Raw genomic sequence first — 12,920 nt, forward strand, 5'->3', positions numbered from 1 at the left:
AGGATCGCTTGGCCGAATCCCAACCCCCTGCGCCGGCACACCCCCCGGTGTCGGCGCCCCCCTTTGCGCCCGACCATCCGTTTGCGCCGCGCTGCGAATTTGCCTTCACCATTTCAATCGATCTGGCGGGCCTGCGCTGGATCGAACCCTCTGCCATTGGCGATACCCGCGCCGCGATCTATGCGGCCAACGGCACAATCGAGGGGCCGCGGCTCAATGGCCGTGTCATCCCCATGTCGGGCGGTGACTTTCCGCTGCAGCGCCCCAACGGCGTGATCGATTTCGATGCGCGCTACTTGCTCGAAGCCGATGATGGCGCGGTTATCTATATGCAGAATCGCGGCTATCGCTGGGCGCGCAGCCCTGAAATCGCGGCGCGCATGGCGCGCAACGAGGATGTGGGCAGCGATGACTACTACATGCGCGTGGCGCCGCGATTCGAAGCGCCCGAGGGGCCGCATGCGTGGATGAGCCAGCACGTGTTCATCGGCGTGGCGGAGAAAATACCCAACGCCAACCGCATCCATTACTTCGTGGTGCTGTGATGGACGCGGCCGCGTTTTCTCCGCTGATGCGCCCCGGCAAGGATCCCCATACCGCGCCGGGCAAGCCCCCCCTGCCCCCGCGCGACCATGCGATCGAGCAGGACGCCGGGCTGGCGATCGAGCGTAACGTGGCGATCCCGCTGCGCGATGGCGTGCGCATCTATGCAGATGTCTATCGCCCGGCAGGGACGACCGGCCTGGCAGACCTGCCCTGCCTGCTATCGTGGAGCCCCTATGGCAAGCACGCCCGCAGCAACCGGGTGTTCTGGCCGCATTCGGGCGTCGATCCTGCTTGGCTTTCGCCACTGACCCCGTTCGAGGGCGCCGATCCTCTCGCCTGGTGCCCACGCGGCTATGCCGTGGCAGTGGTGGATCCACGTGGTGCCTGGCTTTCGGAAGGTGATTTTCACCACAACGGCGCGATGGAGGCGCAGGATTGCGCCGACACCATCGCCTGGCTGGCCGAGCAGCCGTGGTCGAACGGCAAGATCGGGATGACCGGGGTTTCCTACCTCGCCGCGATCCAGTTCTGGGTCGCTGCGCTGGCCCCACCCGCCCTGGCGGCGATCAATCCGTGGGAAGGCTTTACCGACTGGTATCGCGAATTCGCCTATCATGGCGGCATTCTCGAAACCGGGTTCCTGCCCCGCGCATCAGACAACATCGCCTATTCGCTGGGCCAAACCGAAGACACCTGGGCCAATGCCCAGGCCCACCCGCTTTACGATGCCTTCTGGCAAGGCAAGGAAATCGACCTTGGCGCGATCCGCACGCCGGCCTGGGTCGTGGCAAGCTGGTCGGACCACGGGCTGCACACGCGCGGCACGCTTGAAGCGTTCAAGGCCATTGGCAGCCCGCAAAAATGGCTGACCGTGCACGGCCAAAAGAAGTGGGCCAACTATTACCGCCCCGAAAGCCAAGCCGGGCGCGAGGCGTTCTTCGATCACTTCCTGCGCGGCCACGAAACCAGGCTGCCCGCCTGGCCGCGCGTGCGGATCGAAGTGCGCGATCGCCACGATGCCGCCGTGTGGCGCGATGAAGCCGAATGGCCGCTCGCTCGCGCCGTGGCGACACCGCTATGGCTCGGCGCGGATGGAGGGTTGCACGAGGCTGTGCCGGAAGCGCCAGGCAAAACGGCTTATGACGCGCAAACTGGCAGCGCGGTGTTCGAGCATCGCTTTGCCGAAGATACCGAGATCACCGGCCATGCCAGCCTGCGGCTGTGGGTGGAGGCCGACGGCGCCGACGACATGGACCTGTTCGTTGCCCTGCAAAAGCTTGACGCCACAGGTGCGCCGGCAGGGCAGACGTTCTATGCCTTTTTTGAAGACGGCCCGGTTGCCCTGGGCTGGCTACGCGCCAGCCATCGCGCCACCGATCCGGCGCGCAGCACGCCGCTTCAACCGTTTCATTTGCACACCACCGAACAGCGCCTGAAACCCGGCCAGATCGTGCCGATCGATATCGAAATCTGGCCATCGTCCACCCGCTTTGCTGCCGGGGAAAGCCTGCGCCTGGTTATCCAGGGGCGCGACATCCCCGACAAAGGCCTACCCGGCCTGCCCTTTGCGGCCCACGCGCAGACCCGCAACGCCGGGCGCCACGTGCTGCACCTGGGCGCAGCGCACCCGTCGCACCTGCTGCTGCCGGTCGTGCCGGCCAGGGAGGAGTAGCCATGGACAGTGCCGACGATCTTGCGCTCCATGCCGAGCACGCGTTCGATATCCGCATCAATTTCGACAAGCGCTGGGTCTGGCCCATCTCGGGCGGAGCCAGCGCCGGCTACACCTCGGTGGGCGCCGGCTGCACCGTTTCCGGGCCGCGGCTCAACGGCCGGCTGGTTGATTTCAGTGGCGCGGATTGGCCGGTCGTGCGCGCCGATGGCGTGGTCGAACTCAACGCGCACTACATGATCGAGGCTGACGACGGCGCCCATATCTATATCCACAACCGTGGCTATGTGCATGGCCCGCTGCGCCTGCCGGGCATGGCCGAGGACGCGCCGCCAATCCCGCGCTATTTCCGTTGCACCCCCTATTTCCGCGCCCCGATCGGGCCGCACGAATGGCTCAACCGCAGCGTGCTGATCGGTGTCGGCGCGCGGCGACCACACGTGTCGCCCGGCGATCCGCCAGACCATTCGCTGTTTCGCTACTACCTCGTGCGTTGATCGGGGCCGGCCACCGGCCCGCCCCCTTCCGCCCGAGCATCGTCATCATAACCACAACCCCGAACATGCAATCGGGGAACCAGAGAGGACGCCATCATGAAGGGTAAGACTGCCTACGCTTCCGCCCGCCACGCCAGGCTGCTCGCCAGTGCCGCGCTTGGCCTTGCGGCGATGCCATCGCTTGCGTCGGCGCAAGATGCGCCCGCCGCAACACCGGTCCCTGCCGCCGATCGACCCACCAGCGCCGAACGCGCCGAAGAACAGGCGATCATCGTCACTGGCTCGCGCCTTGCCAACAGCTCGTTCAACGCGCCCACCCCGGTCACTACGCTGGGCACCGAGCGCCTGCAAAAGATGGGCGCGACCAACATCGGCGAGGCATTGGCCACCCTCCCCTCGTTCCGCGCGTCATCCTCGCCCTCCAATTCGACGGTGGGGTCCAACATCAGCCCGGTCAATGCTGGCGCCCGCATCGCCGATCTGCGCGGGCTTGGCCAAAGCCGCACGCTGGTGCTGGTCGACAGCCGGCGCTTTGCCCCCAGCACGTCGACCGGCACGGTCGATCTCAACCTCATCCCGACGCTGCTGATCGAGCGGGCCGATATCGTTACCGGCGGCGCCTCGGCGGCCTATGGCTCCGACGCGGTTTCGGGGGTGATCAACATCATCCTCAACAAGCATCTCGAAGGGGTGCGCAGCAATTTCGAATATGGCGTGACCGATCGCGGCGATGGCAACAATTATGTGGCCCAGATCGCCGCCGGCACCAGCTTTGCCGATGGTCGCGGCCATGCCGTGTTTGGTGCCGAATACGACAAGGATCTGGGCGTGGGCGGGTGCTATACCCGCACCAACTGCTCGAACGAAGTCGGCAACCTGACGCAGACCGCCGGCGTCAACGGGCGGCCCGCCAACAACATCGCCTATAACGTACATACCGCGACGCTCACACCCGGCGGGTTGATCACCGGCGTCGTCAACGCCGCCGGCACGCGCTCGGCCGCGCGCGGTGGCCCGCTGGGCGGCTTGCAGTTCGACGCCAATGGCAACGCCGTGCCGTTCTCGTATGGCCAGAATGCCGGCGCTTTGTTCATGGAAGGCGGCACCGGTGCCGGCCTCAACAGCTTCTTCGGCGATCCGGCACTGTCGATCCCGGTCACCCGCTACAACGCCTTCGGCCATTTTGAGTACGAAGCCTCGCCCGCCTTCACCGGCTTTATCGACATGAGCTATGGGCACGTCGCCGGCTATACCAGCGGCCCCGAAGTGCGCGATGGCGGTTTTCCCGGCAATGGCAGCCTGATCAAGATCGACAATCCGTTCCTGCCCGATGCGATCAAGCAGACGATGCAGGCCAACGGCATCACCGGGCTGGTCATCGGCAAGCTGGGTACCGATTTCGGGCAGATGAACAGCGTGTCCAAGCGTGACACATTCCGCATCGTGACGGGGGCCAACGGCAAGCTCGGCGGCAACTGGGCATGGGATGCCTATGTCCAGTATGGCGTGACCGATTATACCCAGTCCACCGTCAACGATCGCATCACCGCCAATTATGCCAAGGCGATCGATGCCGTGGCCGATCCGGTCACGGGCAAACCGATCTGCCGCGTTGCGCTGACCGATCCCAATACCGCATGCCGCCCGCTCGACATTCTCGGCCAGGGCCAGTTTTCGCCCGAGGCCGTAGCCTATGCCTTTGGCACGACTTACCAGCACACCCGGTTCAGCCAGTGGGCAGGTGCCGGCAACGTGCATGGCACGCTGTTCGAAGGCTGGGCCGGGCCGATGACCGTGGCCACTGGGGTAGAAGCACGGCGCGACCAGTTGTCCATCACCGTCGATCCGATCTCGGCGGCCAACGGCTTTTACGTGTATAACGCGACGCCCACGCGCGGCCATGTGACCGTGATCGAAGGTTATGTCGAAGCCGGGCTGCCGCTGCTCAAGGACAGCCCGCTCGGCCGTAGCCTCGACCTCAATGGCGCGATCCGCCGCACCCATTACGACACCGCCAACCTTACCGTATCCAACAGCTTCAACGCCACGACGTGGAAGATCGGCGGCACCTATGCGCCGATCGACGGTGTGCTGCTGCGGGTCACGGAATCCCAGGATATCCGCGCGCCCAACACGGCAGAGCTGTTCACCACCCCGGTAACCGGCGTGGGCGCGCTGTCTGACACCAAGACCGGCTCGCAGGTGTTCGCGACGATCTACACCGGCGGCAACATCAATCTTCACCCGGAAAAGGCGCGCACGTTTACAACCGGGATCACGCTGCAACCTTCAGGCGCGCTGCGCGGGCTGCGGCTGTCGGCGGATTACTACAAGATCAGCATCCGCGATGCGATCGCCACCTTGGGCGCCCAGGTCATCGTCAATACCTGCAACACCACTGGCGCTGCCGATATCTGCGGGCTGGTGACGCGCAACGCCAGCGGTATTCTCCAGTCGGTGTCGGTGCTCTACCTCAATCTCAACCGCCAGGATCTCAAGGGCCTGGATTTCGAAGCCAGCTATCATACCAACCTCGGCGCGGAATCCGCACTCGATCTGCGCGCGCTCGCCACCCACACCATCAAGCTGACGAACAGCGCGGTGCTGATGCCGGGCACGACCACGCCGGTCAACCGCGCTGGCGACAACGGGCTCAACGGGGTGCCATCGTGGGTGGTCGACGGGTTCGCCTCGGTGACACTGCGCCGCCTGACGCTGAACCTGCAAGGGCATTTCATTTCGGGCGGCAAGTACGATGCCTCGCTGATCGGACCGGAAGACCCGGGCTACAACGTCAACCTTGTGAACAGCATCAACATCAACCGCGTGCCGTCCCGATTTTACACCAATATTGGTGCCAGCTTCGATCTGATCAAAAGCGGATCCCGCACGCTTCAGGTCTATGGCAACGTCACCAACCTGTTCGACGTGATGCCGCCGCCATTGTGGAACGGCAATAACAACTCGGTCTATTACGACGTGATCGGCCGCCGCTATCGCGTGGGTGTGCGCTACAACTTCTGACCGATCCAGCCGGTCGCGGCAAACGGGGGCCTGCCGGCAGGCAGGCCCACACCGCCCCTTTTTCGGAGTGCATGCCATTTCCGCCAACGCACCATCGACCACCACCCTGAACCGGCGCACCGTGCTGGGCGGCGCGCTCGCCAGCGGCACGCTATGGGTGGCCCCGTCCATTCGGGCCGCCAATGCCGGCGTGGTGCGCACCACCAGCGGGCTGGTGCGCGGATCGGTCGAACAGGGCGTGCACGTCTTTCGTGGCCTGCCCTATGGCGCAGATACCGGCGGCGCGCGGCGGTTCCTGCCGCCGGCGCCGCCGGCGCAGTGGCCCGGCGTGCGCGACGCGCTGGCGTTTGGCGATCGCTGCCCCCAGCTTGCCCCGCCCGGCGCCCCCGTCGATGCGGGCGTGCGGCAAAGCGAAAACTGCCTGGCCCTCAATGTCTGGACGCCTGGCGTGAACGACGGGCAGCGCCGTCCGGTCATGGTGTGGATCCACGGCGGTGGCTTTGCCCTGGGCGCGGGCGACGCGCCGGTCAACGATGGGCTGCGGCTATGCCAGCGCCGCGATGTGGTGCTGGTTTCGGTCAACCACCGCCTCAACGGATTTGGCTATCTCCATTTCGGCAATCTGGCAAAATCCGGCATGGCGGTGTCCAATGTGGGGCAACTCGATCTTGTCGCCGCGCTGCGCTGGGTGCGCGCCAATATCGCGGCGTTCGGTGGCGATCCCGGGCGTGTCACGATCTTCGGGCAATCGGGTGGTGGTTCAAAGGTCGCTGCGTTGCTCGCGATGCCGTCAGCGCGCGGCCTGTTTCAGCGCGCGATCCTGCAAAGCGGATTTGGCACTTATACCATCGCGCCAGACGATGCGGAGCGCCAGACCCGCGCGATCATGGCCGCCCTCGGCCTGGCGCCAACCGCGCCCGATGCCTTGCGCCAGGTGCCGGCCGATCGCCTGCTCGATGCCATTCGCCAGGTAACGGGCGGAGATCCCACCCGCGGGCCGGGCGTGGTGGCCGATGGCATCGTTGTGCCACACACCCCGTTCGGACCCGGTGCACCGCCTGTCGCGCCAGATGTTCCCCTGCTGATCGGCCATACTGCCACGGAAACGACCGGGCTGTTTCCCCCGCCCCGCGCCTTCACCCTCGATTGGCCCAGCCTGCCGGAGATGCTCCCCGCCACCGTGCATGACGCTGCAGGCCTGATCGCGGGCTTTCGAAGCCTTCACCCTGGGGCAAGCGCCAGCGACACCTATTTCGCCATCACGACCGAGCTTGGCATGGGCCGCAACGCCCGCATCGCGGCCGATCGCCATGCCGCCCTCGGCCGCGCGCCGGTGTTTGCCTATCTGCTCGATTGGCCGGTCATGCCACAGGGTGGCCGCATGCGCAGTCCGCATGGCCTCGACCTGCCGCTGGTGTTCGATACCCTGTCGCGCGCGTCCGGCGCTATTGGCCCGGATTTTGCCGCTGCCCAGCCGCTTGCCGACACGATGAGCGCGGCATGGACGCACTTTGCCCGCCACGGCAATCCCAATGGCGCGGGGGTGCCACATTGGCCAGCCTATCGCCTGCCACAGCGGGAAACCATGGTGTTCGCTGCGATATCAGCCGCTCGCGCCGATCCACTGGGCGCGGAACAGGCCCTGATCGCACGGTATGCAGCATGATGCGCGGCTTCGCACGCGCGCTCGGTCTCTGCTTGAGCCTGCTCTGCAGCGCCCCGGCCAACGCAGCCCCCACTTCCCCGCTCATTGCGCTGCCGGAAAGAACCGCGCAGGCGCCCGTCGTCCCCTGCGCCGCCCTGGTTACCCCCATCACCGCGCGCGCTGGCGCGATTGCCTATCGCGTGATCAGCGCCCGCGAACAGGAAGCCACCTGCCTCGTCACCGGCTATGCCGCGCCGCAAACCCAGTTCGTGTTGCGGCTGCCCTTGTCGGGCTATCGCGGCCGGTTCCTTCAGGGCGGGTGCGGGGGCATGTGCGGCGTGATCGGCGAGACCATCGTCCCGCCCTGCAGCAATGCCCATCTGGCCGATGGAGGCTTTGCCGTCGCTTTTGACAATGGCGGCCATTTCGGGGCGGGCATCGGGGACGCGACCTGGGCCAGTGACCCGGAGTTGCGGATGCAGTTCGCCCACAAGGCCACCCATGCCACGGCCTCGGCCGCCAAGGCGATCGTGACACACTTTTATGGCAAGCCACCCACGGCCAGCTATTTCGTCGGCTGCTCGGGCGGTGGGCGTGAGGCCCTGATGGAAGCGCAACGCTATCCTGATGATTTCGATGGCATCGTCGCCGGTTCTTCGGTCTCCATGCCTGCCGCCATGCAACTGTTCCTGTGGGAAGCGCAGCACGGGCTCGACGCCAGCGGCCATGAGGTGTTCACCACTGCCGCCGTCACCCTGCTCCACCACGCGGTGATCGACCACTGCGATGCGCTCGACGGCATTCCCGATGGCCAGATCGACGATCCACGCCGCTGCGATTTCGATCCGGCCACGCTGCGCTGCCCCGATAGCGGCGACAGCAATTGCCTCACGCCACCACAAGTCAGCGCCGCGCGCGCCTATTACCAAGGGCCTACCGCGTCCGATGGCACCGCACTGTTTCCCGGCGGCGCGCCCTATGGCAGCGAACTGGGCTGGGTCGGCGCGGGCGCGGCCACGCAGACGGGTAAGTTCGCCGCCGAAGCCTTTATCGCCCGGCTGCTCCTGCACGATGGCCTGCCGGACAACTTCGTTTGGCGCGACTGGCGCTTCACCCGCGCCAGCCTTGCTCGGTTGCTCGCCGCAGGGGCGCCGTTCGACGCGACCGATCCCGATCTCACCCGCTTTCACGCCCATGGCGGCAAGCTGATCCTGTGGCAGGGCCTGGCCGATAATGCCGCCGGCGCGCGCGGCATGCTCGACTATTACCAGGCAGTGCGCGACACCATGGGCGGCCTAGCCGCCACCCGCGCGTTTGCCCGGCTATTCCTGGTGCCCGGTGGCTATCACTGTCAGGGCGGCTATGTGCCCTATGAAGAAGACTTGCTGGGGGCAATGGTGCAATGGGTCGAACAGGGTCGTGCGCCCGATGCGGTGCCGGCCATCGCCCGCTTGGCGGATGGCACGTTGCGCGAGCGGCCGCTCTATGCCTATCCCACGGCCACGCACTATCTGGGTGGCGACGTCAACCGCGCGGCGTCATTCGCCCCGGCCCCGCCCGCTTCCGAACCGGCCGATGGCTTTCCCTGGCCGGGCTCTCACGCCAGAACCACGTCCCAAGCCAAGGGGCGATAAGCCCGCTTGAGCACGGCAGCGCGAATGCGGGTGTAATGCGGCCCGACGAAATCATAAAACACCAGGCTGTTGAGATAGCGCCGATCACCGCGCCGCATCGGCCCGGCGGCAAATTCCGGCAAGTCGGTCAGCGCCAGGAACTCGGATTCCAGCTCCGCTGCCAGCACCTGGCCATCGTGAAAGCGTTGCCGCACCGTGATGGTGCGCTGGGTGTGCTGCTTGATCGGGCGATAGAACGCCACGATCGCCGCCCGGCCCACCAGTTCGGTGCCGTTGCCGATCACCAGCCGCACATCGGGGGCATAGAAATCGCACAGCGCATCATAGTCGCTGCGGTTGAATGCATCGATATAGGCAGCGAGGCGCGCCTCGGGATTCATGCCCGGCCTTTGCCGAACCGGGCCGACCGCACACGCACAAAGTGCCCGTCTTCAATATCATAGAGCACGAAGTTCACGCTCTCCCGCCGGTCACCCGCCAGCATCCCGCCAGTCGGCATATCAGGCCAGTCACGCCGCGCCACCAGGCTTGTGCGCAATTCGGCGGCAATGCGGCTGCCATCAGGCGCGCCGACAAACGTCAACAATTCCAGCGATTCATCGAGACGCGCCTTTACCGTGCGATAGAAATCGAGCACCGCGGCGCGCCCAACCACTTGTGCAGCCTGGCCGGCAAAGACCACATCCTGCGCGTAATAGGCGCCAAAGCCGTCAAAATCGTTGCGGTTGAACGCGGCGATATAGCCTTCGAACCAGGCGCGCAGATTGGCACTCACGCCGCCGGCTCCGCCACGAAATAGTCCTGACGCAGGGTGCGCGCGGCCAGCAGGAACATCACCGCGGCAATGAAGAACACGCAGACCGATGCCATCAGGGCGGAACGCAGCCCGCTGGCAGAGGCTGCAGCACAGGCCTGGTGCGCGGCATCGAGCGCCCCCATGCCGGGCCGCGCCGCCGGGCAGCGCGCCAGGTAATCCGCCGCACCATAGGCGCGCGTGGCGAACCAGTCGCTCATCCAGCCCACGAACGTGGGTCCGCCACCATAACCCACCAGGGTGTAGAACATGCCGAATACCGCCGCCCCGGTGGCGCGCATACGGGGCTCCAGCAGGTTCTGGATCATGCCCGTGGTCGGCCCATAATACAGCAGCAGGAAACAGCCCGACACGATCAACAGCACCGTACCGGTGATCGGCGATGCAGCATTGAGCGCGATCCAATAGGAAAATGGCGCGATGAGCAGCCCGATCGCGGCGCCCCAGGCCGGCCACCGTCCATCGCCGCGCCGCGCCAGCCAATCGGTTCCGAACGAGCCGATCAGCAGCCCGCTGCCCAGCGCCAGCGCCGAAATCGTGCCATAGAGCGTGCCGGCCGTGCGCGCCGGCAGATCATAGGCGCGGCTGAGAAAGACAGCCAGGAACTGCGAGATCGAACTCATCCCAAAGCCCGCCAAGGCGCCGCCGGCGATCACGTAGACCAGCGCCGGCTTGCGTCCCACCACCTTGAGAAACGCGCGGAAATCCGGCGCCGGGCGCGGCGTGGCGGCCAAGCCATCGGCAAGCCCGCGACGCGGCTCGCGCAGCAACAGCACGACGAGCAGGCCGATCAGCAGACCCGGCAGGCCCATCACCACGAATGCCGTGCGCCAGCCCCACATTCCAGCCACTGCACCGCCAACCGAGGCGCCGACAAACGTGCCGATCGGCGAGCCGAGCAGGATCAAGCCCATGACCGAGGCGCGCCGCTGCCGGGGAAACAGATCGCCGACCAGCGACGAGGTAGCCGGCTGCGATCCCGCCTCACCCATGCCCACGCCGATGCGGCACAGCATCATCTGGACAAAGCTGCCGGCAGCAGCGCACGCCATGGTCATTCCTGACCAGAACAGGATCGCCGCGGTGATGATGCCCAGCCGAGAACGGCGTTCAGCCAGTCGCCCGATCGGCACGCCCAGCAGCGCATAGAGCACCGCGAACGACAATCCCTGCAGAATGCCAAGCTGGAAGTCGCTGAGCGCCAGGTCGCTCTTGATCGCCTGGGCGGTGACCGCAAAGACCGAGCGATCGGCGAAGTTGAACGTCGCCACCAGGAAACTCATGGCGATGAACGTGCGGCCATACCTCGGCGACAATAGCCGCTCGTCTTCATCGTTGCGCATCGCTCTCCTCCGCACGGCATCGCGCCGCGCTTGTCTCGTGCAGCGCCGCTGCCATGGCAGTCTTGCGCCCTCGCCACCGTTGTGGAGGAAGGTTGGTGATTAATCAATACATATCTCGAACGCCCCGCAGCTCGGCGCCCTTCTGGCGGAAATCATCCTCGTCCGTTATTCCGGCCCGCGATAACGGTTCCACGCGATCCGGCGCACTTGGCGGGGGTCGCTTTCGTCGCGATCGGTGAAAGCGAAGACGTGCGTTGCCCGGCCTGCCTCATTGTATTGGGCCCAACCCGGTGAAATGCCTTGGGCAAAGTCCAGGAAGACCTGCCGGAAGCGCCGGCTTACCTCCCTGGAGCGCCGTTTGCGGAACAAGTCGAGCAGCCCGAGTTCCCCTTCCCCGGTCGTGCCGAACAGCATCGGCAGGTCGAGGCCGTGCGTCGCTTCTCCGAACACCAGCCGAGTGAGTGGCGTGGCGTAATCGAAGCGATAGACCCAGCAATCGCTGAACTGCGCGTGCCCCTCGCCAATCTGGATGGTTGGCAGCCAGAAATTGAGGTCTCCGGCGATGTCCACAGCGGTCCGCCGCGAAGGATACCCCGGATAGGCTGCGGCGATGCGGGTTCGGAGCGCGGGTTCCTCGCTGGCAAACATCGCCTCCAGCCGGTTTACCCGGCTGCACAGCACGGGCAGCGCCTTGTCGAGCATGGCGCCTTCGCGCGACATGGTGCCGATCACCAGGGGGACAGGATGGGCCTTGCCCTCGCGAAACGCGTCAATCGGGTGCTGCGGCAGGAAATCGCCGTCGATCACCGGCGAACTCGGCAGAAAGCCGGGGTATCGATCTGGTGCGATATCGTAGAAAAAGCGTGCCGCCACCGCGTTCAAATCCTGCGCAGGCAGGCGCTTGAGCGCGCGCGCCGCCACGTCCTTTGCCTCTGGATCGACACCCAACAAGGCCAGGAGTTCGCGGGCGAACTGGTTGTGCCGCTGCGGACTGTGGACGCTGATGCCGGCGGCGCTCATGGCGAACACGCGATGGAACAGCCCACGCGCAGCCGGAATGCCCATCAGCGTCACCGCCGACATCGCCCCGGCAGACTGGCCGACAATCGTGACGTTACCGGGATCGCCGCCGAATGCATGGATATTTTCCTGCACCCAGGTGAGCGCCGCCACTTGGTCACGCAAGCCCGGATTGCTGTCGATCGGGTTCTCGTCGGTCGACCAGGCGCTGAAATCCGAAAAGCCGAAAACACCGACGCGGTAGTTGCAGCTGACGAAGACGATATCGCCTTCAGCGACCAGATGCTGCCCGCGATAGAGCGGCGTGCGACTTCCCCCCAGCGAGAAGCCGCCGCCGTAGATCCACACCACCACCGGCCGTGGGCCTTTGCCCGCATCGAGCGGCGCGGAGACGTTGATGGTCAGGCAATCCTCGTCCATCGGCGTCGTGCGCCCCGCGCCGCCGATCGGCTCGAAACCGCGCTTCTGCACCGGCAGCGCACCGAATTCGTGCGCATCGCGGATCCCCTGCCAAGGCTGCGGTAGGCGCGGGCCACGAAACCGCCAGTCGCCAACCGGCGGCGCGGCATAGGGAATGCCGCGCCAGGTGCGAACGCCGCCATCGACGACGCCCCGCACCGTACCCGATCGCGTCTCGATAAGAAGATCAACGGGTTGTGTGGGGTTTAGCGCCATTGTGTCCACCTCTCATCGGTCGCGCTGCGCGGTCGTGGCTGACGAGGCCG

The 12,920-nt window shown here is 65.9% G+C and carries 10 protein-coding genes; 6 read left to right on the forward strand and 4 right to left on the reverse strand.

Going from position 1 to position 12,920, the window contains the following annotated elements:
* Positions 1–47: 47 nt before the first annotated feature.
* The 6 genes from FHT19_RS09570 (at position 48) to FHT19_RS09595 (ending at position 9,018) form a co-directional block, all read left to right on the forward strand.
* The gene (locus FHT19_RS09570; protein ID WP_168555283.1) at positions 48–545 is read left to right on the forward strand and encodes a DUF3237 family protein; all 498 of its coding nucleotides are present in this window, start codon (positions 48–50) and stop codon (positions 543–545) included.
* Between the two features lie 26 nt (positions 546–571).
* The gene (locus FHT19_RS09575; protein WP_169474738.1) at positions 572–2,218 is read left to right on the forward strand and encodes a CocE/NonD family hydrolase; all 1,647 of its coding nucleotides are present in this window, start codon (positions 572–574) and stop codon (positions 2,216–2,218) included.
* Positions 2,219–2,220: 2 nt separating this feature from the next.
* A complete protein-coding gene (locus tag FHT19_RS09580) occupies positions 2,221–2,715 on the forward strand; it encodes a DUF3237 domain-containing protein (RefSeq protein ID WP_169474739.1) in 495 nt (164 codons plus the stop codon).
* A 96-nt stretch (positions 2,716–2,811) separates the two neighbouring features.
* Entirely contained in the window at positions 2,812–5,739 is a 2,928-nt protein-coding gene (locus FHT19_RS09585) for a TonB-dependent receptor (RefSeq protein ID WP_169474740.1), read from the forward strand.
* A gap of 67 nt (positions 5,740–5,806) precedes the next feature.
* Complete coding sequence (locus FHT19_RS09590; protein ID WP_169474741.1) at positions 5,807–7,405, forward strand: carboxylesterase family protein; 1,599 nt, start codon at positions 5,807–5,809, stop codon at positions 7,403–7,405.
* A 32-nt stretch (positions 7,406–7,437) separates the two neighbouring features.
* Entirely contained in the window at positions 7,438–9,018 is a 1,581-nt protein-coding gene (locus FHT19_RS09595) for a tannase/feruloyl esterase family alpha/beta hydrolase (RefSeq protein ID WP_169474742.1), read from the forward strand.
* Here the strand turns inward: FHT19_RS09595 and FHT19_RS09600 are convergent.
* From FHT19_RS09600 to FHT19_RS09615, 4 genes are all read right to left on the reverse strand, one after another.
* Complete coding sequence (locus tag FHT19_RS09600) at positions 8,982–9,398, reverse strand: nuclear transport factor 2 family protein (protein WP_169474743.1); 417 nt, start codon at positions 9,396–9,398, stop codon at positions 8,982–8,984. The genes FHT19_RS09595 and FHT19_RS09600 overlap by 37 nt on opposite strands.
* Entirely contained in the window at positions 9,395–9,793 is a 399-nt protein-coding gene (locus tag FHT19_RS09605; RefSeq protein ID WP_169474744.1) for a nuclear transport factor 2 family protein, read from the reverse strand. Before FHT19_RS09605 ends, FHT19_RS09600 begins: the two co-directional genes overlap by 4 nt.
* Positions 9,790–11,175 carry an MFS transporter gene (locus FHT19_RS09610; protein ID WP_169474745.1) on the reverse strand — a complete coding sequence of 462 codons (1,386 nt, stop codon included), beginning with the start codon at positions 11,173–11,175 and terminating at the stop codon, positions 9,790–9,792. The genes FHT19_RS09605 and FHT19_RS09610 overlap by 4 nt, the downstream gene beginning before the upstream one ends.
* Positions 11,176–11,340: 165 nt before the next feature.
* Positions 11,341–12,870 carry a carboxylesterase/lipase family protein gene (locus FHT19_RS09615; RefSeq protein ID WP_169474746.1) on the reverse strand — a complete coding sequence of 510 codons (1,530 nt, stop codon included), beginning with the start codon at positions 12,868–12,870 and terminating at the stop codon, positions 11,341–11,343.
* Positions 12,871–12,920: the final 50 nt, after the last annotated feature.

The organism is Novosphingobium sp. SG919, from assembly GCF_012932495.1.
GTDB lineage: Bacteria > Pseudomonadota > Alphaproteobacteria > Sphingomonadales > Sphingomonadaceae > Novosphingobium > Novosphingobium rhizosphaerae.